At 61.5% G+C, this 24,890-nt stretch carries 25 protein-coding genes; 9 read left to right on the top strand and 16 right to left on the bottom strand.

Going from position 1 to position 24,890, the window contains the following annotated elements; all coding sequences use genetic code 11:
- Nucleotides 1–138: 138 nt before the first annotated feature.
- From U5A08_RS23370 to arcD (U5A08_RS23360), 3 genes are all read right to left on the bottom strand, one after another.
- The gene (locus U5A08_RS23370; protein ID WP_253398439.1) at nucleotides 139–1,149 is read right to left on the bottom strand and encodes an ornithine carbamoyltransferase; all 1,011 of its coding nucleotides are present in this window, start codon (nucleotides 1,147–1,149) and stop codon (nucleotides 139–141) included.
- A gap of 69 nt (nucleotides 1,150–1,218) precedes the next feature.
- The gene (gene arcA / locus U5A08_RS23365; RefSeq protein ID WP_253398437.1) at nucleotides 1,219–2,475 is read right to left on the bottom strand and encodes an arginine deiminase; all 1,257 of its coding nucleotides are present in this window, start codon (nucleotides 2,473–2,475) and stop codon (nucleotides 1,219–1,221) included.
- Between the two features lie 24 nt (nucleotides 2,476–2,499).
- Entirely contained in the window at nucleotides 2,500–3,927 is a 1,428-nt protein-coding gene (arcD, locus tag U5A08_RS23360) for an arginine-ornithine antiporter (RefSeq protein ID WP_253398435.1), read from the bottom strand.
- Nucleotides 3,928–4,375: 448 nt separating this feature from the next.
- Between arcD (U5A08_RS23360) and arcD (U5A08_RS23355) the strand changes: the two genes are divergently transcribed.
- A complete protein-coding gene (arcD, locus tag U5A08_RS23355) occupies nucleotides 4,376–5,803 on the top strand; it encodes an arginine-ornithine antiporter (RefSeq protein ID WP_321848806.1) in 1,428 nt (475 codons plus the stop codon).
- A 59-nt stretch (nucleotides 5,804–5,862) separates the two neighbouring features.
- Here arcD (U5A08_RS23355) and U5A08_RS23350 read toward each other — a convergent pair whose 3' ends face one another.
- The 7 genes from U5A08_RS23350 to U5A08_RS23320 form a co-directional block, all read right to left on the bottom strand.
- Entirely contained in the window at nucleotides 5,863–7,212 is a 1,350-nt protein-coding gene (locus U5A08_RS23350) for a CoA transferase (RefSeq protein WP_321848805.1), read from the bottom strand.
- A 40-nt stretch (nucleotides 7,213–7,252) separates the two neighbouring features.
- Complete coding sequence (locus U5A08_RS23345; RefSeq protein WP_321848803.1) at nucleotides 7,253–8,596, bottom strand: sensor histidine kinase; 1,344 nt, start codon at nucleotides 8,594–8,596, stop codon at nucleotides 7,253–7,255.
- Nucleotides 8,597–8,663: 67 nt separating this feature from the next.
- Nucleotides 8,664–9,128, bottom strand: coding sequence for a Spy/CpxP family protein refolding chaperone (locus tag U5A08_RS23340; RefSeq protein ID WP_321848801.1), 465 nt, complete (start codon nucleotides 9,126–9,128; stop codon nucleotides 8,664–8,666).
- A gap of 169 nt (nucleotides 9,129–9,297) precedes the next feature.
- A complete protein-coding gene (locus U5A08_RS23335) occupies nucleotides 9,298–9,975 on the bottom strand; it encodes a response regulator transcription factor (RefSeq protein WP_169883602.1) in 678 nt (225 codons plus the stop codon).
- Between the two features lie 7 nt (nucleotides 9,976–9,982).
- Nucleotides 9,983–10,390: an SH3 domain-containing protein gene (locus U5A08_RS23330; RefSeq protein WP_247406139.1), complete on the bottom strand. Its 408-nt coding sequence runs from the start codon at nucleotides 10,388–10,390 to the stop codon at nucleotides 9,983–9,985.
- Between the two features lie 106 nt (nucleotides 10,391–10,496).
- The gene (locus U5A08_RS23325; protein WP_247406136.1) at nucleotides 10,497–10,796 is read right to left on the bottom strand and encodes a YciI family protein; all 300 of its coding nucleotides are present in this window, start codon (nucleotides 10,794–10,796) and stop codon (nucleotides 10,497–10,499) included.
- A 1-nt stretch (nucleotide 10,797) separates the two neighbouring features.
- On the bottom strand, nucleotides 10,798–11,394 hold the full coding sequence (locus tag U5A08_RS23320) for a septation protein A (RefSeq protein WP_253398425.1): 597 nt from the start codon (nucleotides 11,392–11,394) through the stop codon (nucleotides 10,798–10,800).
- A gap of 87 nt (nucleotides 11,395–11,481) precedes the next feature.
- On the opposite strand from U5A08_RS23320, the gene U5A08_RS23315 reads away from it, so the two are divergent.
- The 5 genes from U5A08_RS23315 to rluB all read left to right on the top strand — a co-directional run bounded on the left by U5A08_RS23315 (nucleotide 11,482) and on the right by rluB (nucleotide 16,281).
- Nucleotides 11,482–12,345 (top strand): PHP domain-containing protein, encoded by an 864-nt coding sequence (locus U5A08_RS23315; protein ID WP_247406132.1) that lies wholly within the window; start codon nucleotides 11,482–11,484, stop codon nucleotides 12,343–12,345.
- 13 nt (nucleotides 12,346–12,358) lie between these two features.
- Nucleotides 12,359–12,988, top strand: a complete 630-nt coding sequence (locus tag U5A08_RS23310; RefSeq protein WP_017847159.1) for an L-threonylcarbamoyladenylate synthase — start codon at nucleotides 12,359–12,361, stop codon at nucleotides 12,986–12,988.
- Between the two features lie 120 nt (nucleotides 12,989–13,108).
- Nucleotides 13,109–13,807, top strand: coding sequence for a segregation and condensation protein A (locus U5A08_RS23305; RefSeq protein WP_178115112.1), 699 nt, complete (start codon nucleotides 13,109–13,111; stop codon nucleotides 13,805–13,807).
- 12 nt (nucleotides 13,808–13,819) lie between these two features.
- The gene (scpB, locus tag U5A08_RS23300; protein WP_253398423.1) at nucleotides 13,820–14,746 is read left to right on the top strand and encodes an SMC-Scp complex subunit ScpB; all 927 of its coding nucleotides are present in this window, start codon (nucleotides 13,820–13,822) and stop codon (nucleotides 14,744–14,746) included.
- A 290-nt stretch (nucleotides 14,747–15,036) separates the two neighbouring features.
- A complete protein-coding gene (rluB, locus tag U5A08_RS23295) occupies nucleotides 15,037–16,281 on the top strand; it encodes a 23S rRNA pseudouridine(2605) synthase RluB (RefSeq protein ID WP_253398421.1) in 1,245 nt (414 codons plus the stop codon).
- Between the two features lie 56 nt (nucleotides 16,282–16,337).
- Here the strand turns inward: rluB and U5A08_RS23290 are convergent, their stop codons facing one another.
- Entirely contained in the window at nucleotides 16,338–17,297 is a 960-nt protein-coding gene (locus tag U5A08_RS23290; protein ID WP_321848798.1) for a CgnE/CgnB domain-containing protein, read from the bottom strand.
- 73 nt (nucleotides 17,298–17,370) lie between these two features.
- Entirely contained in the window at nucleotides 17,371–17,508 is a 138-nt protein-coding gene (locus U5A08_RS23285; protein ID WP_003175756.1) for a hypothetical protein, read from the bottom strand.
- 646 nt (nucleotides 17,509–18,154) lie between these two features.
- Here U5A08_RS23285 and U5A08_RS23280 point away from each other — a divergent pair.
- Both U5A08_RS23280 and arfB read left to right on the top strand, forming a co-directional pair.
- Nucleotides 18,155–19,576 carry an amino acid permease gene (locus U5A08_RS23280; RefSeq protein ID WP_321848796.1) on the top strand — a complete coding sequence of 474 codons (1,422 nt, stop codon included), beginning with the start codon at nucleotides 18,155–18,157 and terminating at the stop codon, nucleotides 19,574–19,576.
- A 110-nt stretch (nucleotides 19,577–19,686) separates the two neighbouring features.
- Entirely contained in the window at nucleotides 19,687–20,100 is a 414-nt protein-coding gene (gene arfB, locus U5A08_RS23275; protein WP_016975416.1) for an alternative ribosome rescue aminoacyl-tRNA hydrolase ArfB, read from the top strand.
- Here arfB and U5A08_RS23270 read toward each other — a convergent pair.
- The 3 genes from U5A08_RS23270 to U5A08_RS23260 all read right to left on the bottom strand — a co-directional run bounded on the left by U5A08_RS23270 (nucleotide 20,097) and on the right by U5A08_RS23260 (nucleotide 22,255).
- Nucleotides 20,097–21,293: an MFS transporter gene (locus U5A08_RS23270; protein WP_253398415.1), complete on the bottom strand. Its 1,197-nt coding sequence runs from the start codon at nucleotides 21,291–21,293 to the stop codon at nucleotides 20,097–20,099. The genes arfB and U5A08_RS23270 overlap by 4 nt on opposite strands.
- A 103-nt stretch (nucleotides 21,294–21,396) precedes the next feature.
- On the bottom strand, nucleotides 21,397–21,579 hold the full coding sequence (locus tag U5A08_RS23265) for a hypothetical protein (RefSeq protein WP_247403331.1): 183 nt from the start codon (nucleotides 21,577–21,579) through the stop codon (nucleotides 21,397–21,399).
- Nucleotides 21,580–21,943: 364 nt separating this feature from the next.
- On the bottom strand, nucleotides 21,944–22,255 hold the full coding sequence (locus U5A08_RS23260) for an Mpo1-like protein (RefSeq protein WP_247403333.1): 312 nt from the start codon (nucleotides 22,253–22,255) through the stop codon (nucleotides 21,944–21,946).
- A 160-nt stretch (nucleotides 22,256–22,415) separates the two neighbouring features.
- Here U5A08_RS23260 and U5A08_RS23255 point away from each other — a divergent pair, with 160 nt between their 5' ends.
- Nucleotides 22,416–23,474: an AraC family transcriptional regulator gene (locus U5A08_RS23255; protein WP_253398413.1), complete on the top strand. Its 1,059-nt coding sequence runs from the start codon at nucleotides 22,416–22,418 to the stop codon at nucleotides 23,472–23,474.
- Here the strand turns inward: U5A08_RS23255 and U5A08_RS23250 are convergent.
- Complete coding sequence (locus tag U5A08_RS23250; protein WP_253400434.1) at nucleotides 23,431–24,885, bottom strand: TrkH family potassium uptake protein; 1,455 nt, start codon at nucleotides 24,883–24,885, stop codon at nucleotides 23,431–23,433. The genes U5A08_RS23255 and U5A08_RS23250 overlap by 44 nt on opposite strands.
- Between the last annotated feature and the right edge of the window lie 5 nt (nucleotides 24,886–24,890).

Genomic DNA, 24,890 nt, shown 5'->3' with positions numbered 1-24,890 from the left:
GGAGGGCGCGTGCTCCCGATGGCGGGCTAACATTCAATACTTGTGTCGACTGATACACCGCTATCGGGGGCAAGTCGAATCGTCGCACCGCCCCTCCCACATTTTGACCGTGTTCCTACAGTAGACGTTGTGTCGAAATCAGATATCCGCCAACGTCGATACCAGGATCGCCTTGATGGTGTGCATGCGGTTTTCCGCTTGCTCAAAGGCGATGTTGGCCGGAGATTCAAACACCTCTTCGGTCACTTCCACGCCATTGGCCAGGTTCGGATAACGCGCGGCGATGTCCTTGCCAACCTTGGTTTCGCTGTTATGGAAGGCCGGCAGGCAGTGCATGAATTTCACCCGAGGGTTGCCCGAGGCTTTCATCATCTTGGCGTTGACCTGGTACGGCAGCAGTTGCTCGATACGCTCGTCCCACGCTTCCACCGGCTCGCCCATGGACACCCAGATATCGGTGTGGATGAAGTCCACGCCTTTCACCGCCGCGACAGGGTCTTCGGTGATGGTGATGCGCGCGCCGCTTTCCTCGGCAAAGGCCTGGCACTGCTTGATGAAATCTTCGTGTGGCCACAGGGCTTTCGGCGCGCCGATGCGCACGTCCATGCCCAGCTTGGCGCCGATCATCAGCAGCGAGTTGCCCATGTTGTAGCGGGCGTCGCCCAGGTAGGCGTAGCTGATGTCATGCAGCGGCTTGTCGCAGTGTTCGCGCATGGTCAGGGTGTCGGCGATCATTTGGGTCGGGTGGAATTCGGCGGTCAGGCCGTTGAACACCGGCACACCGGCGAACTTGGCCAGCTCTTCGACGATTTCCTGCGCGAAGCCACGGTATTCAATGGCATCGAACATCCGGCCGAGGACGCGGGCGGTGTCTTTCATGCTTTCTTTGTGGCCGATCTGCGACGACACCGGGTCGATATAGGTGACGTGGGCGCCCTGGTCGTGGGCCGCTACTTCGAATGCGCAACGGGTGCGGGTCGAGGTTTTTTCGAAGATCAGCGCAATGTTCTTGCCCTGCAAGTGCGGACGCTCGGTGCCGGTGTATTTGGCGCGTTTGAGGTCGCGGGACAGGTCCAGCAGGTAGTTGAGCTCGCGAGTGGTGTGGTGCATCAGCGAGAGCAGGCTGCGGTTGCGCATGTTGAAAGCCATGGTGGATCTCCTTCTGTTTAGGTTATCCCCTTGGCCGACGCCTTGTGAGCGGCGGCCAAGGCTGGAAAATTAATAATCGATAGGGTCGCGGATGATCGGGCAGGTCATGCAGTGGCCGCCGCCACGGCCACGGCCGAGTTCACCGGCGCTGATGGTGATGACTTCCACGCCGGCCTTGCGCAGCAGGGTGTTGGTGGAAGTGTTGCGGTCATAGCCGATCACCACGCCAGGCTCCAGGGCCACGACGTTGTTGCCGTCATCCCACTGCTCGCGCTCGGCAGCGAAGCTGTTGCCGCCGGTTTCGACGACGCGCAAGGCCTTGAGGTTGAGCGCTGCGGCCACGGTATCGAGGAAGTTGGTTTTCTCCCGTTGGATATCGATGCCGTGCGGCTTGCTTTCGTCAGGGCGCAGGGTGAAGGCGACGATCTGGTTGACCACTTCAGGGAAGATGGTGACCAGATCGCGGTCACAGAAGCTGAACACGGTGTCCAGGTGCATCGCCGCGCGGGATTTTGGCAGGCCGGCAACGATCACCCGTTCCACGGCTTTGTTTTTGAACAGGTTGCGCGCCAACTGGCCGATGGCCTGGTGGGACGAGCGCTCGCCCATGCCGATCAACACGACGCCATTGCCAATTGGCATGACGTCACCGCCTTCCAGCGTGGCGGCACCGTGTTCCAGGTCAGGGTCGCCGTACCAGATCTGGAAGTCCGCGTTGGTAAACTCGGGGTGGAATTTGTAGATGGCGCTGGCCAGCAGGGTTTCCTGACGTCGCGCCGGCCAGTACATCGGGTTCAGCGTCACGCCACCGTAGATCCAGCAAGTGGTGTCGCGGGTGAACTGGGTGTTGGGCAGCGGCGGCAGAATGAAGCTGGAGTGGCCGAGGAAATCGCGGAACATCTCGATGGTCTTGCCGCCGAAGCTGCTCGGCAGGTCATCGGCCGATACGCCACCAATCAGGAACTCGGCGGTTTTGCGCGGCTCCAGACTGCGCAGCCAGGAGCTGACTTCATCGACCAGGCCCAGACCCACTGTATTGGCGGTGATCTTGCGTTCCAGAATCCAGTCCAGGGCTTCGGGCATGGCGACGATATCGGTCAGCAGGTTGTGCATTTCCAGCACATCAATGTCCCGCTCGCGCATCTTGGTGACAAAGTCGAAATGGTCGCGCTTGGCCTGGGCCACCCACAGCACGTCATCGAACAGCAGTTCATCGCAGTTGTTGGGGGTCAGCCGCTGGTGGGCCAAACCTGGGGAGCACACCATGACTTTGCGCAGTTTGCCGGCTTCGGAATGTACGCCGTACTTCACTTTTTCCGTGGTCATTACAGATCCTCCAGTGAACAATAATTACATAGTCAGGAAGCCGGCGTAGAGGCCATAGGCAGCCACCAGGGCGCCAACAACCACTGCGGCGAAAATCAGCTTCTCGACGTTGGTGAAAATCGGTTTGCCCAGTTCATGCTTGGCCTTGGCGAACAGGATCGCGCCAGGGGCATAGAGCAGGGCGGAGAGCAGCAGGTATTTGGTGCCGCCGGCGTAGAGCAGCCAGACCGCGTAGATCAGCGCGATCGCGCCGATGATCAGGTCCTTTCTGCGCTCGGCCGGGGCGTTTTCGTAGGTCTCGCCACGTACCGCCAGCAGCAGCGCATAAGCTGCCGACCACAGGTAAGGCACCAGGATCATCGAGGTGGCGAGGTAGATCAGCGACAGGTACGTGCTGGCGGAAAACAGGGTAATCACCAGGAACACCTGGACCAGTGCGTTGGTCAGCCACAGGGCATTGGCCGGCACGTGGTTGGCGTTTTCGCGGCGCAGGAACTCCGGCATGGTGTGGTCCTTGGCGGCGGCGAACATGATCTCCGCGCACAGCAACACCCACGACAGCAGCGCGCCGAGCAGCGAGATGACCAGGCCGACGCTGATCAACACGGCGCCCCAGTGGCCCACGACGTGCTCCAGCACGGCCGCCATCGACGGGTTCTGCAGCTTGGCCAGTTCCGGTTGGGTCATGATGCCCAGGGACAGCACGTTGACCAGCATCAGGAACAGCAGCACGGTGATAAAACCGATCACGGTGGCCTTGCCCACGTCGCTGCGTTTTTCGGCCCGCGCCGAGAAGATGCTCGCGCCTTCGATGCCGATGAACACCCATACGGTGACCAGCATCATGTTGCGCACCTGGTTCATCACGCTGCCCAGGTCGGGGTTTTTCAGGCCCCAGATGTCAGCGGTGAAGATGTCCAGCTTGAATGCAAACACCGCAATCAGCACGAACAGCACCAGCGGCACGACCTTGGCGACGGTGGTCACGAGGTTGATGAACGCCGCTTCCTTGATCCCGCGCAGTACCAGGAAATGCACGGCCCACAGCAGCACCGAGGCGCCAATCACTGCGGCCGGGGTGTTGCCCTCGCCAAAGATCGGGAAGAAGTAGCCGAGGGTGCTGAACAAGAGTACGAAGTAACCGACGTTGCCCAGCCAGGCGCTGATCCAGTAACCCCAGGCAGAGGAGAAGCCCATGTAGTCGCCGAAACCGGCCTTGGCATAGGCGTATACGCCGCCGTCGAGGTCGGGTTTGCGGTTGGCCAGGGTCTGGAACACAAACGCCAGGGTCAACATACCTACAGCGGTAATCACCCAACCGATCAGAACGGCACCGACATCGGCGCTGGCTGCCATGTTTTGCGGCAGAGAGAAGATCCCGCCGCCAATCATTGAGCCCACGACAAGTGCAACCAGTGCACCAAGTCGAAGTTTTCCGGGAGATTCAGACATTGCATAACTCCAATGCAGGAGAAGAGAGAGCACAGAATAATTCTGCGTGCTATTCAAGCAACTGACTTAGATCACATCATTGGCACATTCCATTGTGAATTAATGACTTAGGCCGAAAACAGTGCGGGCGCAATAGCCTGGCGCAGACCCTCGTGGCAGAGCCTTTATGCGCTTTTATTGTTAAGGTTTGCTGATTGCAGAGACGATTTAAGCTAGCCCCTTTCTGTGAATGTGCAAACTTTTTCCGGGGTGACTCGGCAAACCGCTGATGTTCGTAAAATTCAATACTTATTTAATTTATAAATTTGCCTAAACTCTAGTTATTGACATGCCTTTGGGTTATTAGAACCCGCGTTTTGTTCGCGATACCTGATAAACGCGGGAGCTCTCGTGCAAATTAGTTGAGTACACAGTCGTTCGCTCATTTGTTTTTGACTCTGGAGAGTTCATGTCGCAATCGTCTGAAAAGCTTCGACTCAGCGCCTTGATCGCCCTGGTGGTGGGCTCCATGATCGGCGGGGGGATTTTTTCCTTGCCACAAAATATGGCCGCGCGCGCCGAAGTCGGCGCGGTATTGATCGGCTGGGCGATTACAGCCGTGGGTATGCTGACCCTGGCGTTTGTGTTCCAGACCCTGGCCAACCGCAAACCCGAGCTGGATTCCGGGGTGTATGCCTACGCCAAGGCCGGTTTCGGCGACTACATGGGCTTCTCGTCCGCCTGGGGTTACTGGATCAGTGCGTGGATGGGCAATGTCGGCTACTTCGTGTTGCTGTTCAGCACCCTTGGCTACTTTTTTCCGGTGTTCGGCGAGGGCAATACGCCGGTGGCCATCGGCTGCGCCTCGTTGTTGCTGTGGGCCGTGCATTTCCTAGTGATGCGCGGGATCAAGGAGGCGGCGTTCATCAACCAGATCACCACCGTGGCCAAGCTCGTACCGTTGCTGATGTTCGTGGTCATCGCCGGCGTGGCATTCAAGGCGGATATCTTCACGGCTGACATATGGGGCTTGGGCAAGCCGCAATTCGGCAGTGTGGTGGACCAGGTGCGCAATATGATGCTGGTCACGGTGTTCGTGTTTATTGGCATCGAGGGCGCCAGCGTGTATTCGGCACGGGCGGAGAAACGTTCGGATGTGGGCCGGGCCACGGTGATCGGGTTTCTCGGCGTGCTGGCGCTGCTGGTGCTGGTGAACCTGCTCTCCCTGGGCATCATGAGCCAGCCGGAACTGGCGAAATTGCAGAACCCGTCCCTGGCCGGCGTGCTGGAGCACATCGTCGGGCCGTGGGGCGCGCTGCTGATCAGCATCGGTTTGGCGGTATCGCTGTTGGGCGCGTTGCTGTCATGGGCGCTGCTCTGCGCGGAAATTCTCTACGCCACGGCCCATGACAAGACCATGCCGGCCTTCCTGAAAAAGGAAAACGCCAACCAGGTGCCGGTCAACGCCCTGTGGCTGACGAATGTGATGATCCAGATATTCCTGGTCATCACGCTGTTTTCCGAAAGCACCTACACCACCCTGATTTACCTGGCCTCGTCCATGATCCTGGTGCCTTACCTGTGGTCGGCGGCCTACGCGGTGTTGTTGAGCGGGCGCGGAGAAACCTACGAAGGTGCCCAGCGCCAGCGCCTGAAAGATCTGCTGGTGGGCCTGATTGCACTGAGCTACGCGGTGTGGCTGCTCTACGCCGGTGGGCTGAAGTACCTGCTGCTGTCGGCGTTGCTGTATGCGCCGGGCGTGGTGTTGTTTGCCCTGGCCAAGCGCGAGCAGGGCCAGCCGTTGTTTACCCATGTGGAAAAAGGCATTTTCGCCTGTGTGATGGCGGGCGCGGGGTTGGCGGCGTATGGGCTGTATAGCGGGGTGTTGTCGTTATGAGCAGGGTGGCTTGATCGTGTGGGCCTCATCGCGGGCACGCCCGTGATGGCGGTCTCAGGTCACCAGCGAGGCCGGTGCGACCCCAATTCCCCTGCCGGCAAATCCCACTGCAACGGTGTGCCGCTGATGGTCAGCGGCGCGAGCAATCGGTGCGCCGGTCCCCAGGCGGTTTGCTCCACCACCAGCCCCTGATCTTCGAGGGCTTCGGCCCGCAATGGCGGTTGCTCCGGAACCGGCCCGGCCTCCATCAAGCATTTTGCCGTGCGCGCCAACGATAATCGCGCCGAGCCGCCACGGCCGGACGCCAAGCGCTCGCGCAGGGCCTGGATCGCGCTGGCCGCCATCAAGTAGCCGGTGGCGTGATCCAGCGCCTGCAACGGCAGCGGCACAGGTTTATCCGTGTGTTTCCATGCCATGCCCGCGTCGGCGATGCCGCAGCTCATCTGCACCAGGCTGTCGAAGCCCCGGCGGTTGCGCCACGGGCCACTCCAGCCATAGGCGTTGAGGCTCACGTCGATCAGGCCGGGGGCGAGCTGTTGCAATGCGCTGGCGGTGTAGCCCAATTGTTCGAGGGCATCGGCGCGGTAACCGTGGAACAGGATGTCGGTGTCTTTGAGCAACCCTTCGAAAACCTGGCGGTCTGTGGCGGTTTTCAGGTCCAGGCGCGCACAGCGTTTGCCCAGAGTCATTTCCGGCACCACGCCCGGCTCGTTCCAGGTCGGCGAGTCGATGCGCAACACGTCCGCGCCCAGCCCGGCGAGAAAACGACTGGCCACGGGGCCGGCCAGCACGCGGGTCAGGTCCAGCACTTTGAGGCCGGCCAGCGGGCGGGCCGCCGAGCCGCGCCAGGGCCTGTTGGCAGCGGGTTCAAAAGTTTGGCGCTGAACCAGATGCTCGGCATTCACCGCCAAGCCTTGGGGATGTTGCTGCCAGGCCTGCCACGACCGCATCTGCGCGGCACAACCGCCGGTATCGACAATCGCCTGCTCCAGCTCGGCAGCGTTCCACGCGGCGACCTTGCTCGCCATCTCGGCACGGTCAGCGACGTGGCCCAGCACCCGCTCGGCAGCCGCACGGTGATGGGGCGCGTTGGTGTGCAAGCGAATCCAGCCGTCGGCGCTGGCATAGTCGCCGGCCACCGGATCCCACAGTGGTGGTACTTGCCAGCCTGTGGGGCGGATCGAAGAAGAGAACCAGAACGAGGCGAGGCGTCGGTCCACGCTCACGCTGGGCAAGCGCCCGGTCTGTTGCAGGATGAGTTGGGCAACCGCCTGGCCGGCGGCGCCGATGCTGGCGCAGGCCAGGTCGCTCACGGCGAAGATCGACGGCAGGGCGCCGGCCCCGGTCGAGGTCAGCGGGGTGCGCGGTAGATCGAGTGCGGCTTGGATGGGCGTCAGCAGGTCAGTCATCGAAGGCCCTCCATAAGAGAAGGGCCACTATAGAAGATCATCACACCGGTGTGACAACTCCCGGCGTCAATGGCAGGTCGATACTGGCGCTGAAACCACCGTCGGGATGATTGGCCAGGATCAGGTTGCCGCCATGCCGTTCCGCTGCACGCCGTGCAATCGCCAGGCCCAGGCCGTGGCCCTGCGCCGTTTGGCCGGGGGCGCGGTAGAACGGCTCGCCTAGTTGGCTCAGGTGCTCGGCTTCGACGCCGGGGCCGTGATCGCGCACGCTGATCAGAATGCGTTCGCCCAGGCGGCGCGCCTGCAATTCGATCGGTTGGCCTGGCGGGTTGAAGCGCTGGGCATTGCGCAGCAGGTTATCCACGGCGCGTTCGATCATGGTCGGCCAGCCTTTGAGGCGCAGGTCGGGATCGGCGTTCAGTTGCACCACCTGGTCCGGCGCGCTGAGTTGGGCGTCCTTTTGCAGGGTCTTGAGCAGCGCGATGAGGTCCACCTCTTCGGCGCTGGCGTTGTCGGCATCGACCCGGGCCAGCACCAGGATTTCGCTGATCAGCGCTTCCAGGCGGTCACACTCGCGGGTCAGGCGTGGCCAGAGTTTTTCGCGCTCCTCGGGGCCGGCACGTTCGGCCAGGGCCAGGGCGATACGCAGGCGGGCCAGGGGCGAGCGCAGTTCGTGGGACACGTCCCGCAGCAACTGGCGCTGGCTGCCGATCAGGCTCTGCAGGCGCGCGCCCATGCGGTTGAAGTCGTTGGCGAGGACGCCGAACTCATCGCGGCGGTTGGCCAGTTGCGCCAGGCTGTTCTGCTGGTAGGTGGCCTGCCCGAGGTCATGCACCGCGCCGCGCAGACGGCTCAAGGGGCGGGTGATGGACAGCGTCACCAGCAGGCTGAACAGGGTCAGCACCACCAGGGCAATCGCCAATGCGCTCAACGGCCACGCCAGGCTGCTGCGGTGCCAGGCGTCCAGTTCCGGATGGGGGATGCGGTAGATCAGCAGGTAGGTGTCGCCGGTTTTCTCGCTGGTGTACTCGGCGGTCAGGCGCCGCCAGGGCAGGTGGCCGTCCTTGCTGTCGTTCTGCCGGGCTTCGAAGGCGGCGGCGCGGCGCGGAAAGGTGCCGCGTACCACGGGCTCGCCGCTTTCGTTGAGTACTTGCACGTCAATGTGGTACTGGCGCTTGCGCTGTTGCAGCAAGTCCTGCGCGGCGTCTTCGCCCTGGGCTTCGTAGAGTTGGGTCCACTCTTGGGCCAGGTTATTGAGGCCGGGATGGCGGCTGAGAATCCAGGCGTCCTGGTTGAGCATATGCCCAAGCAGGATCGACAGCCCGGCAACCAAGGCGATGGCCAGCCAGAAACTGGCCAGGATACGCCAGAACAATGAACGCACAGGAAACCCTCAAACAGGAAAAGCCCAGCGGCGCGAACCGCTGGGCTGGGGCAGTGAAGCTAGAACATTATTGCGCTTTTTGCGGCTGCTGCGCTTTCCATGCCTGGAATTCCTTCCACTCGGCGCGGCGTTGTTCTTGCTTCTTGACGATCTCGTCGAATTTCTTCTGCTGGTCGGGCTTGAGCACGGCACGGACGTCGGCCTGGGTTTTCTGCCTGCCGGCGGCGATTTCATCCTGCATGGCTTTCTGGTCAGCGGCCGGGAGTTTGTCCAGGTACTTTTTGACCAGGTCTTTGCGAGCGTGCCATTGGTCGCCCATCAGCTTGCCGATCTGCTGGCGTTGTTCCTTACTCAAATCCAGCTGGCTGAACGGGCCACCTTTGCCACGCGGACCGTGTTCACCGTCAAAGCCTGGGCCACCCATCATGTGGCCTTCAGGGCCGCCCATCGGGCCTGGGCCTTCAGGCATTGCTGCCATGGCCACGGTGGGCAGGGCTGCGGCGAACATCAGGGCGATTAGGGTCTTGCGCATGGTGATTCTCCTGTCTCTATTCCGGTGAGTCCGGATGTGAGTAGATTACGGAGATCAAGGTCAGCGGCGGTCAGGTGTGGGTAAAGCTTGGGTAAAGAGGGTTTTGCTGGAAGCTGACAAAACCCTGGGGGCCGAGCAGATCAAATGTGGGATCAGAGTGTTGCTGGGCTCATAGGCTGTAGTAGTAGCCGCGGCTGCGCAACGCCACGATCCGTGGCCGGCCATCCGGGTGCGGGCCGATCTTTTTGCGCAGGTTGCTGACGTGCATGTCGAGGCTGCGATCATAGAGGGTCAGCTTGCGGCCGAGGGCAATCTGCGCCAGTTCCTGTTTATCCAGCGGTTCGCCGGGCTGACGCAGCAAGGCTTCGAGCAGGCGGCTTTCGGAAACGGTGAGGGTGAATTCCTGATTGTCGATGCTGACCACGCCGCGCACCGGGCTGAAGCACAGGTCGCCCAGTTCCAGCTGGGTCGACACGGCGGCCGGGTGGCTGCGGCGCAACACTGCGCGCAGGCGGGCAGTCAGCTCCCGTGGGTCACAGGGCTTGGCCAGGTAGTCGTCGGCGCCCAGTTCCAGGCCGAGGATACGGTCCAGCGGCTCGCCCCGGGCCGACAGCATCAGCACCGGCAGCTCCGGATGGTCGTTGCGCAATTGCTTGAGCAGCTCCAGACCACTGCCGTCGGGCAGCATCACGTCGAGCACCACGGCCGCCGGGGCGCTGTCGGCCAAGGCTTTGCGGGCGCTCAAACCGTCGTGGCAGGCGCGCACCTGGAAGCCTTCCTGGCTCAACCAACTGGTCAGCAGCTCGCAGAGCTCCTGGTCATCATCTATCAGTAACAGCTCGCTCATGACTCACTCAATTTAGCCATTGTCGACGGCGACGGTGCCCACCACTGGCGAAGATTCCACACAGCAAGGCGATCAGTGCGACGGCTGCGCCGGTGACAAACCACTGCTGTTGCTCGGTCAGCCATCGGGTCAAGCCGCCGCCCTGTGTCTCTTTGAGTTGCTGGGCCAGGCGTTGATTCTCTTGGCGCAAGCGACTCAGTTGGGCGCTTTCCCGGGCAGCATCCGTGGTTTGCAGTTGCTTGCTCAGTTCTTCACGCAGCCGTTCGCTTTCTTTCAAGCGTTGCTGCAATTCGGTGATCTGGCTGCCGGCACTCAAGGACAGGGGCGTAGAACTGCCGGTGTTCGAGGTTTCTTCAGCGTGGGCCGTAGCCCCGATCATTAACACTGCCAACAGACACAACTGACGTAAGCGCATCGGAACTCCTGATTCCACACGAATATTCAGAACGTTGTCGGCAGGTTACCCAGAATAATGAGCAATTAGGAGTGCGCCGAACCGAATTGGTTCGGCGCGACCGGGGTCAAGGCAGGACTTGCTTGAACGGTTTGATCACTACATCCGCGTAGACGCCGGCCGCCACATACGGGTCAGCCTTGGCCCAGGCTTGGGCATCGGCCAGGGACGCGAACTCGGCAACGATCAGGCTACCGGTGAAACCGGCGGCGCCCGGGTCGTTGCTGTCGATCGCCGGGTGCGGGCCGGCCAACACGATGCGGCCTTCGGCCTGCAGCACTTTCAGGCGCTCGACGTGGGCCGGGCGCACGGACAGGCGTTTTTCCAGCGAGTTGGCAACGTCGGTGGCAATGATGGCGTAGAGCATGTCAGTCCTCGGTTTTCGGCGTAGTGGAGTCGGTTTCATGCAGGTGGCGCGACAGGTAGATGCCCTGGCCGACCAGGAACAATACGGTCATGCCCAGGCTGCCGAACACCTTGAAGTCGACCCAGTAGTCCTGGAAGGTGAAGGCCACGAACAGGTTGGCGCCGCCGCAGAACAGGAAAAACACGATCCAGGCCACGTTCAGGCGTGTCCACACCGGTTCCGGCAGGGTCAGGGCATGGCCCATGATGCGCTTGATCAACAGGCGATCGCCAACGAAGTGGCTACCGATAAACGCCAGGGCGAACAGCCAGTTCACCACCGGGGCTTTCCATTTAAGGAAGGTTTCGCTGTGGAAGGCCAGGGTCAGGCTGCCGAAGACCAGGCAGGCGACCAGGGTCAGCCATTGGCTTTTTTCGAGTTTGCGCTGGGAGATGAAGATGGCGCCGTAGACCACGATGGAGCTGATGATCAGCACGGCGGTGGCGCTGTAGATGCCTCCGAAGGTCAGTTCATGGCCGGCGAGATCGATGACCCTGGGGTCGAGTTTGTAAACGATGAAAAACAGCAACAGCGGGATGAAGTCGATGAATTGTTTCACAGTAAGAGCCAGAAGCTGGATGTGGCGGCATAATAACAAACATCCTTGGTAGCGAAAGCGCCACCTGACTTGAGGTTACACACTTCCGTGAATGTTGATTTGCACTGCCACAGCACGGCCTCCGATGGCGCCCTGGCGCCTGCGGTATTGGTTGCGCGTGCGTTTGAAAAAGGCGTGCGAGTCCTGTCGTTGACCGACCACGATACCCTCGAAGGCCTCGACGAGGCCCGCGAAGCCGCCCAGGCGCTGGGTATGCAACTGGTCAACGGCGTGGAATTGTCCTGCACCTGGGGCGGCGCCACCATTCATGTGCTCGGCTACGGTTTTGACCAAAAAGCCCCCGCGCTGGTGGAGGCCATCGCTCAATTGCACGCTGGCCGCTGGCTGCGTTCCGAAGAAATAAGCCGCAAGCTCGGCCTTAAAGGTATGCCCAACGCCCTCGATGGCGCCCGGGCCATCCAGCAGGAACTGGGCGACAGCGGCAACGCGCCGGCCCGGCCGCATTTCGCCGACTGGATGGTACGCGAAGGGTTTGTCCGGGACCGCGCCGAAGCCTTTCGCAAATGGCTGGGCGCCGGCAAACTGGGCGACGTCAAGCAGCATTGGCCGACCTTGGACGACACCGTCGAGACCCTGCGGGCCTCCGGGGCCTGGGTCAGCCTGGCACATCCCTGGCATTACGATTTCACCCGCAGCAAGCGTCGCAAGCTGATTGGCGACTATATTGGTGCGGGCGGCCACGCAATTGAAGTGGTCAACGGGCATCAACCCGCCGAACAGGTTGGCAGCCTGGCGATTCTTGCCCGCGAATTTGGTCTGCTGGTCAGCGCCGGCAGTGACTTTCATGGCCCAGGCGGCTGGTCCGAGATCGGCGAATATCGCCCGGTCCCGGAAGACTTGCCGCTCTTGTGGGGGCGATTCAAGCATGACCCCATTATTGCCACCGTCTGAACAGGTAGAGCACGTGAGTCAATTCTTCCAGATTCATCCGGAAAACCCTCAGCCACGCCTGATCAAACAGGCCGTGGAGATCATTCGCGCCGGTGGCGTGGTGATCTATCCAACTGATTCGTCCTACGCCATCGGTTGTCAGATCGGCGACAAAAACGCGGTCGAGCGTGTCAGACGCCTGCGTCAGTTGGACGACAAGCACAACTTCGCGCTGATCTGCAGCGACCTGTCCCAATTGGGCCTGTTCGCCAAGGTCGACACCGGCACCTTCCGCCTGCTCAAGGCCCACACGCCGGGGCCGTACACCTTTATTCTCAACGCCACCCGCGAAGTGCCGCGCCTGCTGCTGCACCCGAAGAAGCGCACCATCGGCCTGCGCGTGCCGGAACACCCGATCGCCCTGGCGCTGCTGGCCGAGTTGGGCGAGCCGCTGATGAGCGTGTCGTTGATCATGCCCGGCGCCACCGAACCGCTGGAAGACCCCTACGAAATGCGCCAACTGCTGGAAAAACACGTCGACCTGATCATCGACGGCGGTTTCGGCGGCGGCAAGGCGTCCACCGTGATCAACCTGGCCGACGGCGACCCCGAAGTGATCCGTGTCGGCTGCGGCGACCCCGCGCCGTTTATGGCCGAGGCCTGAATGTCGGCCGTGGAAACCGTCGACAGCCAGGCCGGCGCCCAGCAGGAACTGCCGTTTGCCATGGTGTATGGCCAGGCGGTCATGGAAATGCCGCTGGACCTGTACATCCCGCCGGATGCCCTGGAGGTGTTCCTCGAGGCCTTCGAAGGCCCGCTGGATTTGCTGCTGTATTTGATCCGCAAGCAGAACATCAACATCCTCGACATCCCGGTGGCGGAAATCACCCGCCAGTACATGGGCTATGTCGAGCTGATGCAGTCGGTGCGCCTGGAACTGGCCGCCGAGTACCTGGTGATGGCCGCGATGCTCGCCGAGATCAAGTCGCGCATGCTGTTGCCGCGCTCGGAGACGGTCGAGGCCGAAGAAGACGACCCGCGCGCCGAACTGATCCGACGCCTGCAGGAGTACGAACGCTTCAAGGCCGCCGCCGAAGGCATCGACGGCCTCAGCCGCGTGGGCCGCGATGTGGTGGTGCCCAAGCTCGATGCGCCGGAAGCCCGGGCGCGCAAGCTGTTGCCGGACGTGAGTCTGGAAGAGTTGCTGATGTCGATGGCCGAGGTGCTGCGCCGTGGCGACATGTTTGAACACCACCAGGTCAGCCGCGAGGCGTTGTCGACCCGCGAGCGCATGAGCGATGTGCTCGAACGCCTCAAGGGCGGCGGTTTTGTGCCGTTTGTCGAGCTGTTCACCGCCGAAGAAGGGCGCCTGGGGGTGGTGGTGACCTTTATGGCGATCCTTGAGCTGGTCAAGGAGTCCTTGGTCGAGCTGGTCCAGAATGAGCCTTTTGCGGCTATCCACGTGCGGGCGCGAGCCGAATAACGAGCTGAATCGATGAATCTGACTGAACCCCGCGAACTGGCCCCGCTGCTGGAGGCCTTTCTTCTGGCCTCGGGTAAGCCGCAATCTTTGGAGCGCCTGTTCGAACTCTTTGAAGAGGCCGAACGCCCCGAACCGCCGGTCTTCAAGAAAGCCCTGGAGATCCTGCGCAAGTCCTGCGACGGCCGCGCCTTTGAGCTGCGCGAAGTGGCGTCGGGTTATCGCCTGCAGATCCGAGAGAAATTTTCCCCGTGGGTCGGCCGCTTGTGGGAAGAACGCCCGCAGCGGTACTCACGGGCGATGCTGGAAACCATGGCGCTGATCGCCTATCGCCAGCCGATCACCCGCGGCGAAATCGAGGACGTGCGCGGCGTGGCCGTCAACAGCCATATCGTCAAGACGTTGCTGGAGCGCGAGTGGATTCGTATCGTCGGTTACCGCGACGTGCCCGGCAAACCGGCGATGTTCGCTACCACCAAGGTGTTCCTCGACCACTTCAACCTGAAAAACCTCGACGACCTGCCACCGCTGGCCGAATTGCGCGAGATGGAAACCGAGCCGGTACTCGACTTCGACGACGCCCCGGTCCCGGCGAGCCTGCAGGAACTGGCCGACGCCACCGCCGAGCCGGAAGAGCCGAAGGACGAAACCAGTTTCCACACCTTGCTGCTGGAATTGGACGACATGGAGCAGGGCATCAAGACCGACTTCGATGACTTGCTGCGTGATGGCGCGGCCGAGCCCGAAAGCCAGGTGAATGTTGAAGTCGAGCCAGAGCCCGAAGCGGAACCTGAGGAAGACATTCTCGGCGTCGCCCAAGCCCGCGAAAAACTCCTGGCGGCCGTCGCCGCCCTCGAACAACCACCGCTGAGCGACGAAGAAGACGAAGCGCGCGCCCTGGCCGAAGCCATCGAGGCCGAGCGCCGCCAGTTCGACGACTGACGCCCACCTTGTAGGAGCGAGCTTGCTCGCGAAAAACCCAAGAACACCGCAGACAATCAGATTCCCCGCGTTATCGTTGACGATTTTCGCGAGCAAGCTCGCTCCTACAGCCGGTGGGCACCACCGGTCGGCGGAAAAGCCGCTGACTCGGCACTTATCGACTAGTCTCTGATGCGCAGCGCGCGCCATGCGCGTATGATTCGCGACCCTTTGGCGATGTATTCGCCCAAAGCCCCGCTTTCAACACTCTTCAGGCCACGCCTGAATCGACCCACCGGGAGGTGCTTAAGATGAACGACAAAGACCAGAACGACAGCCAGGAAATCGGCCCTGCAGGCGAAAAACTGCAAAAGGTGCTGGCGCGTATCGGCGTGGGCTCGCGCCGCGACGTCGAAGCCTGGATCACCCAGAAGCGCATCAAGGTCAACGGCGTCGAGGCCACCCTCGGCCAGCGCGTCGACCTGCACGATGCAATCACCATTGATGGCAAGGTCATCAAGCGTGAAGAGGCCGCCGAATCGGTGCGCCGCGTGATCATGTACAACAAGCCCGATGGCGAAATCTGCACCCGTGACGACCCGGAAGGCCGTCCGACCGTGTTCGACAAGATGCCTAAGCCAAAAGAAGGCCGCTGGATCAACATCGGTCGTCTCGACATCAACACCACCGGCTTGCTGATGTTCACCACCGACGGTGAGCTGGCCAACCGCCTGATGCACCCATCCTACGAGATGGACCGCGAATACGCCGTGCGTGTGCGTGGCGAAGTCGATGACGAGATGATCGCGCGCCTCAAGGCCGGCGTCGTGCTGGAAGATGGCCCGGCCAAGTTCACCGACATCAAGCAGGCTCCAGGCGGTGAAGGTTTCAACCACTGGTATCACTGCGTGGTGATGGAAGGCCGTAACCGTGAAGTACGTCGCCTGTGGGAATCCCAGGGCCTGGTGGTCAGCCGCCTGAAGCGCGTGCGTTTCGGCCCGGTGTTCTTGAACTCCGACCTGCCGATGGGCCGCTGGCGCGAAATGAGCCAGTACGAAGTCGACATCCTCAGTGCCGAAGTCGGCCTGACGCCAGTCGCGATGCCGCAGATGAACGCCAAGAGCAAAGACAAGCTCGACCGTATGCAGCGTAAATCGTCGCGTCCGGTTGCGCGCACCGAGCGCGTGGCTCGCACCCTGCGCCCGGCCCTGAATGCACCGGCTACCGGCGGGCGTATTTCCCGTGAGCCGCACATTGAAGGTGAGCGTCGTCCAACCGCGCCATCGCGTCAGGAAGGCGAACGTGCGCCCCGCACGCCGCGCCCTGCCGGCCGTGGTGAAGCGCCAAGCGGCGGTCGTGGTAATCGCGGTGAAGCCGGTCGTGGTGCTCCCTCTGATCGCCCGGCAGACAACGCCAGCACCAAGCGCCCAGCCAAGCCTGCGCCGAAAAAGCGCCCAGGCCTGAAACTGGTGGCGGACGAGCCGTCGGGCAAGCGCCGTGGCGCACCGGCCGGTTCCGGTCAGCGCCCGGGTTTTGGTCGCAAGAAGCCGCAGTGATGTAAGCGCTGCATAAAAACGCCAACCCTCGGGTTGGCGTTTTTTTTTGGATTTGATCAGAACGCAAAGGTGCCATCGAACACCGGCTTGTCATCCAGCGCCAACACCCCGCTGGCGAAGATCAAATCCAGATGATGGCTGCCTTTCTGCCCGCCACCCAACCCAAGGTGCAAGCCGCAGTGGCGTTCTTCGAACCCGGCGTTGCGCGCATACAGAGCCTTGACCCCTTCATTGGTACCGATCCCCAGTTCCTCCACGCGGCGGTTCGATGGGTTGGCGTTCAGGTACTTGTTGAAGTCGTCCGCCAGCCCGGGGATTTCACTGGCGACGCTGCAGATGGTCGAGTTTTCGATCCACAGCTCCAGCGGTGATTGCAGCACGCCATATTTGCGCGCGAAGGGGATGGTGCTGAGGAAGGTGCCGACAAACCGCACCTGGCCACTGATGGCCTCGCTGTGGGTGGCGATCTCGCCGGGGGCCAGGTCGTGGTTGCCGATGCCGTTGATATTGGTCCACTTCCTGATGCTGCTCAGCGGCGCTTGCAGGCGTGAGCCGTGCCGGTCGGTAAAGCTCAGCAGCGTGGCCTGGGACATGCGCCGGATCAGCGTGGCGTTGAGGTCGGCGATGCGTTGTGGCTCGACGCTGAAGGTGTCGTAGAAATAGTCGCCGTAGTCCTTGAACAGCAGGGATTTCTTCCAGTGCTCGGCCATTACGCCGTGCAAGGCGTGGATAAAGTCCGGGCCTTCGGCGCGGGGGTTGGGCAGGGTCGAGGCGTCGTAGAAAAACAGGTACAGGTCGCAGGTGTCGATGGCCTCGGCCAGGGCGGCGCTGGGGGCCAGGTCCAGGCGCTGCACCTGGAGGTTGAAGCGCGCGGCACTGCTGTGGGTGATCGCCTGGGCAATGGCCTCGTAGCGTTCGGTATGGCCCAACAGCACGGTCGGACAGCTCAAGCCGCTGAGGGCCGGGTGGTGGGCGAGGTAGTAGAGAAAGTGTTCGACGGCGCGGGCCTTGTCCATGACGAGTGTCCTTCTGTGCCTTGGGTAAGGGGGCAGGTGCAGCGCACTGCACCTGCCGGATGCCTGCCGGGGATTAGAAAGGCCACATCGCCGTGCCAAAGGGCACGACGGCATCGGCTTGCATCATTTCAACGGCGGCCTCATGGGTCGGCGCTTCAAACCAATCGTCGAGTTGCAGTTCGGTTTCCAGGTCGTTTTCCAGTGCTTGCATGGTGTATCTCCTAGAGGACGTTGTTTGAGAACGGCTTGCCCGCGGGCTTCGCTGGGCAAGTGAAAGAACCTAGGTGAGAGTGTTTCGGAATGCAAAAAATTTATTGACACGGTCTCATTTGGATTTTTTGTTCTGTTTTGGTGCGCGATTTTTTCCCCATGCAAAACAGCGCACTGGGGCAGGCGAGTGTTCGGATATGTCCTACCGCCAATTTTTGTGAGCTGACAGATACTGGCTGGGTGTAACGCCGATTTTCCGCGCTGTAACGATTGATTTACGCAAAATGCCTGCGGTATCGGGCCGGCACCGCGCTGTAAGGAATACCTGACAGATTGTCGCGGATGCTCGCCAGGGCCGTCCGCAAGCGGTCGAGCGGTGTACAATGCGCCGCGTTTTACTGTGACCCCCTTGCGTAACCACGCAAAAGGCCAAGACCTCAGGGTTTATCCACCCTGATCACTCCGCCTGGCCACGAGCCAGACGGGTTCGATTTCGTCACAGATAAAAACAAACAGGTGACGCATGACCGTTAGAACGACGCTGTATTCCTGGTGCCTGCGCTGGGGTTTGAGCGGCGCTGCTTGAGTCGCACATCAAGGCAGCAACCTGCATTCAACATCATCAAACCTTGCGTGAGAGCCTTTTCATGAGTGGACCCGATTCCTCTTCAGGCGAACTGAAACGTGGCCTGAAAAACCGTCATATCCAGTTGATCGCCCTCGGTGGCGCCATCGGCACCGGCCTGTTCCTGGGCTCGGCCGGGGTGCTCAAATCCGCCGGCCCGTCGATGATCCTGGGCTATGCCATCTGCGGCTTTATCGCCTTCATGATCATGCGCCAGCTCGGCGAAATGATCGTCGAAGAGCCGGTGGCCGGTTCCTTCAGTCACTTTGCCCACAAATACTGGGGCGGTTTCGCTGGCTTCCTGTCGGGCTGGAACTGCTGGATTCTGTACATCCTGGTGGGTATGTCGGAGCTGACGGCTGTCGGCAAATACGTGCATTACTGGTGGCCGGAGATCCCGACCTGGGTGTCGGCGGCGGCGTTTTTCGTGTTGATCAACCTGATCAACCTGGCCAACGTCAAAGTCTTCGGCGAGGCCGAATTCTGGTTTGCCATCATCAAGGTGGTGGCCATCGTCGGCATGATCGCCCTGGGCAGCTACCTGCTGGTCAGCGGCAGCGGCGGCCCGCAAGCCTCGGTGAGCAACCTGTGGGCACACGGCGGCTTCTTCCCCCACGGCGTGGGCGGGTTGGTGATGGCCATGGCGCTCATCATGTTCTCCTTCGGCGGCCTGGAAATGCTCGGCTTTACCGCGGCCGAAGCCGACCAGCCACGCACCGTGATCCCCAAGGCGATCAACCAGGTGATCTACCGCATCCTGATCTTCTACATCGGCGCCCTGGTGGTGCTGTTGTCGCTGACGCCGTGGGACAGCCTGTTGGTCTCCCTCAACGCATCCGGCGATGCCTACAGCGGTAGCCCGTTCGTGCAGGTGTTCTCGATGCTCGGCAGCAACACCGCCGCGCATATCCTCAACTTTGTGGTACTGACCGCCGCGCTGTCGGTGTACAACAGCGGCACCTACTGCAACAGCCGCATGCTGCTGGGCATGGCCGAGCAGGGCGACGCGCCGCGGGCGTTGGCGAAGATCGACAAACGCGGCGTGCCGGTGCGTTCGATCCTCGTCTCGGCGGCGATCACCCTGGTGGCGGTGCTGATGAATTACCTGATCCCGCAACATGCACTGGAACTGTTGATGTCGCTCGTGGTGGCTACGCTGGTGATCAACTGGGCGATGATCAGCTTCTCCCACTTCAAGTTCCGCCAGCACATGAACCGCACCGGCCAGGTGCCGTTGTTCAAGGCGCTGTGGTATCCGTATGGCAATTACCTGTGCCTGGCGTTCGTGGCGTTTATCCTGGTGATCATGTTGATGATCCCGGGGATTCAGGTCTCGGTGTATGCGATCCCGGTGTGGGTGGCGTTCATGGGGTTGTGTTACTGGATCAAGAACAAGCGCAATGCGGATCAGCGCCCGGCGACGGTAGTGCCGGCGGTGGAGTAACCGTTCGATGCTGTCGAGCAAACCCGGCCCTGTGCCGGGTTTGTTGTTTGAAGGGATGGGCGGGGCGCATTCGCGTATCCTTGGGCTCCCCTTAGAGGAACCCGTTGCTCATGCTGGTGATTTCCAACAACGTGCACCTGCCTGACGCCGAGATCGAGCTGACCGCCATTCGCGCCCAGGGCGCCGGCGGGCAGAACGTCAACAAGGTGTCGAGCGCGGTGCATCTGCGCTTTGATATTCCGGCCTCGTCGTTGCCGGAATTCTACAAGGAGCGTTTGCTGGCGCTGCGCGACAGTCGGATCACCAGCGAAGGCGTGCTGGTGCTCAAGGCCCAGCAATACCGCACCCAGGAACAGAACCGCGCCGATGCGCTGGAACGCTTGGTCGAGCTGATCCTCAGCGCCACCAAGGTGGAGAAGAAACGCCGTCCGACCAAACCGACCCTGGGCTCGAAGAAACGCCGCCTGGAATCCAAGACCAAGCGCGGCAGCATCAAGGCCGGGCGCGGCAAGGTCGACTTCTAGGCGTCGCGCGCCTTGCGGGCCTTGGGCGCTTGCCGGTACAGGTAGACACTCAGCAGCAACCCGCCCAAGGCGGCGAGGGCGGCGAACAGGAAAATCGACGCAAAGCCAAAGCCGGCCGCCACGGCCCCGGCCAGCGGGCCGGTGATCCCCAGCGACAAGTCGATAAACAGCGAGTACGCACCCACCGCCGAACCCCGGCTGGATGCAGGCACCAGATTGACCGCCTCTACCCCCAGCGCCGGAAACACCAGGGAAAAGCCAAAGCCGCTCAACGCCGCGCCCGCCAGTGCCAACTGGGCATCCGGCGCCAGCCACAGCAACAGCAGGCCAAGCACCTCCACCGACAGGCAGGCAATGGCCACGCGAAAGCCGCCGATACGGTTGATCAAATTGCCAAACAGCAGGCGCGCGCCGATAAAACTGGCGCCGAACAGGCTCAGTGCCCACACCGCGTTATCCCAATGCTGGGTGGTGTAGTACAGAGTGATGAAGGTGGCGATGGTGCCAAAACCGATGGAGCCCAGCGCCAGTGCGCAACCATGGGGCAGTACCCGGCCCAGCACGTTCATGAAGGGCAGGCGCACCCCGGCAACAATCGGTGCCGGCTCTTTACGCCACGCCAGCAGCAGGCCCACCGCCGCCAGCAGCAGGATACTCACGCCCATGCTCCACAAACCGAGGTGACTGACCAGCAGCACCCCCAACGGCGCGCCGACTGCCAGGGCGCCATAGCTGGCGATGCCGTTCCACGAAATGACCTTCGCCGTGTTCGCCGCACCCACCCGGCCAATGCCCCAGCCGATGGCGCCGGACCCCACCAGGCTTTCAGCACTGCCGAGCACCAGGCGACCGATGAGCAGGCTGCCCAGGCTCAGCGCCGGCAGGCTGGAAAACCACGCCGCGAGCAACATGAACACCCCACTCAGGCCGCAGCCCGCCAGGCCGATCAGCACAGCGCGCTTGCTGCCCAGGTTATCGATGATGCGCCCGGCATACGGGCGGCTCAGCAGGGTGGCCAGGTATTGCACACTGATCACCAGCCCGGCGATCACCGCGCCAAAGCCCAGTTCACTGTGGACATAGCCCGGCAACACGGCCAGGGGAATGCCGATATTCAGGTAGCCGATAAAGGTGAACAGCACGATGGAAACAACTTGCAGCGTGACCGCCATGGGGCGCTGTGTATCTGGCATGGGAAGGGTCCACTGTCGCAGCAGGTAAAGATAGGCTGCTAATCATACCGATGCTTTGGCCCGCGCAGGGCAGTAAAAAACCAAAGCGCCAATCTAAACGGCGTCAGGACCGGGCAGGGGCGAGCAATTGCGTGGTGACCAGGGCGGCCAAGGCGTTTTCCTGGGTGCCGAAGCGCTTGAGCAGGATGGCTTGTTTGTCCGCGCTGAGGCGGTTCCAAACGTCGACCATCTGCAGGGCAGTGTCGAGTACGGCGGTGTCGGGGCGATCGGGGTGGTTATCGGTCATGGCGGGTATCTCGGCAAATTCAGGCAGTGTGGAAAGCGCTCAAAGCTGCGCTTTCCACACGGTCTGCTACGGCGTCAGTCCTGGCTTTTGCGGTCGACTGGTTTTGCTTCTTTGGCCTCAGGCTGCTTGGCGCTGGCCTGCTGCGGTGCGTGCTGCTCTGTTGGGTGCAGGCTTGGGAAGGGGAGATTAGGTATCTCGTGCATCGTCGTCGCTCCTTGCAAAGTCTGTTTTTTTCAATCGCAGGTGATTCCGCGCTCTCAAAAAGCCTTGGCAGGATACAGCACTGTAAATGACAAAAAGACTTTTATATCGACGAATGGACAAACCTTCAGCGTTCAAGCGCAAGTGACAAGACGTCACACCGCTAGAACGGCACCTTCCCCAGGATCATGTCGCGGTACATCACGAAATCCCCCAGCAGGCTGTAGAACGGATGCTGAAAGGTCGCCGGGCGGTTCTTTTCGAAGAAGAAGTGACCCACCCAGGCAAAGCCGTAGCCGGCGATGGGCACCGCGAGCAGCAGGCCGAGAGCGCCTTTGCCCAGGGCATACGCCAAAAGCCCAATCACCAGCGTGGTGCCGATAAAGTGCAGGCGCCGGCAGGTGCTGTTGCCATGTTCCTTCAGGTAGTACGGGTAAAACTCGGCGAAGCTATTGAATCGCTTGATGTTTTCCACGGCAGCTGGCCCTTTGATTGTTATGCCGTCGAACAGTTGTTCGGCGGGGAGCTTATTTGAGTCTAGAGTGATCAGTGGTAACAGCCAGTGACATTAGATGCCACTTTAGTATCCTTGGCTTTCTGGCTGCTGTTTCAGCCTGCTTTATTAAGAAGACGCCATGAGCGAACGAACAACTTCTGCAAGCTGGGTGATGGGGATAGTCAAGTCACTGGAAATGGACGGTCTGGATTGCCAGGTGTTGTTCAAACAACTGGGTCTGGACTATGCCGCCCTCGACGATCCCGATGCCCGTTTTCCGCAAGACTCCATGACTCGGCTCTGGCAACGCGCCGTGGAACTGTCGGGCAACCCCGCGATTGGCCTGAACATGGGCAAAGTGGTGCGCCCGGCATCGTTTCATGTGGCCGGTTATGCGCTGATGTCCAGCAACACATTGGCGGAAGGTTTTATGCGGCTGGTGCGCTACCAGCGGATCATCGCCGAAAGCGCTGACCTGAGTTTCCGACTATTACCCGAAGGCTATGCGCTGATTCTGACGGTGCATGGCGATCACCTGCCGCCCACCCGGCAGAGCGCCGAAGCCTCGCTGGCCTGCGCGCTGGCGCTGTGTGGTTGGCTGACCGGGCGTACCCTGCATCCGCGTAAGGTGCTGCTGCAAGGTGAGCAACCCGTCGATCTCGCGCCCTACAAACATGCGTTTCATGCGCCGTTGGAATTCAACGCGGTGTATGACGCACTGATTTTCGAGCGCGCCGATATGGATGCGCCGCTGCCCACGGCCAACGAGGCGATGGCGCTGTTGCACGATCGGTTTGCCGGTGAATACCTGGCGCGCTTCTCCGAAAACCGCGTGACCCACAAGGCGCGGCAGGTGCTGTGCCGCCTGTTGCCCCAAGGCGAACCCAAGCGTGAAGTGGTGGCCCAGACCCTGCACCTGTCTCAGCGCACCTTGCAGCGGCGTCTGCAGGAAGAGGGCACCAGTTTCCAGACGCTGCTGGACGACACCCGTCGCGAACTGGCCGAGCAATACCTGGCGCAGCCGGGCATGAGCCTGCTGGAGATCGCCTACCTGTTGGGCTTTGCCGACCCGAGCAACTTCTTCCGCGCCTTCCGCCGCTGGTTCGATGCCACGCCCGGCGAGTACCGCGCGCGGTTGCTGGAGGTGTCGACGGTCAGTGACGCCAGAACGCCGGGATGCACAGAACAAAGACTGTAATGATTTCCAGCCGGCCCAGCAGCATGCCCAGCGACAGAATCCACTTGGCCGCATCCGGCAGGCTGGCGAAGTTGCCGGCCGGGCCGATGGTTTCGCCCAGGCCCGGGCCGACACCGGACACCGTGCTGGCGGCGCCGGTCAGCGCGGTCATCCAGTCCAGGCCGAGCAGCGACAAGGCCAGCGCGATCATGCTGATGGTGATGGCGAAGAAAAACGAGAACGTCAGGATCGAACGCACGATCTCTTCGTCGAGGCGGTGGCCGTTGTACTTCTGCTTGATCACCGCGCGCGGGTGAATCAGTTGGTTCAAGTTGGCCTTGAGCAGGATATAGGCGACCTGGAAGCGGAAGATCTTGATCCCGCCGGCCGTTGAACCCGAGCAACCGCCGATAAAGCCCAGGTAGAAAAACAGCATCAGTGAGAAGTTGCCCCACAGGCTGTAGTCCCCAAGTGCAAAACCGGTCGTCGTCACCACCGACGTCACGTTCAGCGCCACATGGCGCAGCGCATCCAGCCAATGCAGGTTGGTGGTCCACCAATACCAGGTGCCGAGTACCAGCCAGGTCACCAGCAGTAATGCGAGCAAACCCTGCACCTGCTGATCCTTGATCAACGCCCGACGGTTGCCGCGCAAGGTGGCGACATACAGGGTGAACGGCAGGCTGCCGAGGATCATCACCACCACCGCCACCCAATGCACCGCCGGTTGTTTCCAGTGCGCCAGGGACTCATCGGAGGTGGAAAACCCACCGGTGGAAATCGCCGACATCGCATGGTTGATCGCATCGAACAAGCCCATCCCGGCCCACCAGAACGCCAGGCTGCCGAGGATGGTGATGCCCACATACGCCGCCACGATCAGCCGCGCCACCATGTGCGAGCGCGGCATGACCTTTTCCGAACGGTCCGAGGACTCGGTCTGGAACAGGCGCATGCCACCAATGCGCAGCAGCGGCAGGATCGCCACCGCCATGCCGATAAAACCGATACCGCCGAGCCAGTGCAGCAGCGAACGCCACATCAAAATGCCGGGCGACAGGGTGTCCAGCCCGCTCAACACCGTGGAACCGGTGGCGGTGATGCCAGACATGCTTTCAAAAAACGAGTCGGTGTAGCTGATGTTCTGGGTCAGGAAAAACGGCAGCGCGGCGAAGATGCACACCACCACCCAACTGCTCACCGTCAGCAGGTACATGTCCCGGGGGCGCAGGTGGATATGTTCCGGGCGACCCGGAATCACCAGGGCCAGGCCGGCGATAAAGGTCATCAGGCTGGCCCACAGGAACGACGGCAGGTCGCTGGTGCGTTCGAAGAGCACCAGGATGGCCATGGGCACGACCATGGCGATCGCGAGGGTGATCAGGAAGATGCCGATGATGAAACCAATGATGCGAAGGGTCGGCAACGCCATGAAGT

This window comes from Pseudomonas paraveronii (assembly GCF_963681955.1).
GTDB classification, from domain to species: domain Bacteria; phylum Pseudomonadota; class Gammaproteobacteria; order Pseudomonadales; family Pseudomonadaceae; genus Aquipseudomonas; species Aquipseudomonas paraveronii.
The sequence above is the reverse complement of the archived record's forward strand: the minus strand, read 5'-3'. Positions and strand labels throughout refer to the sequence as shown.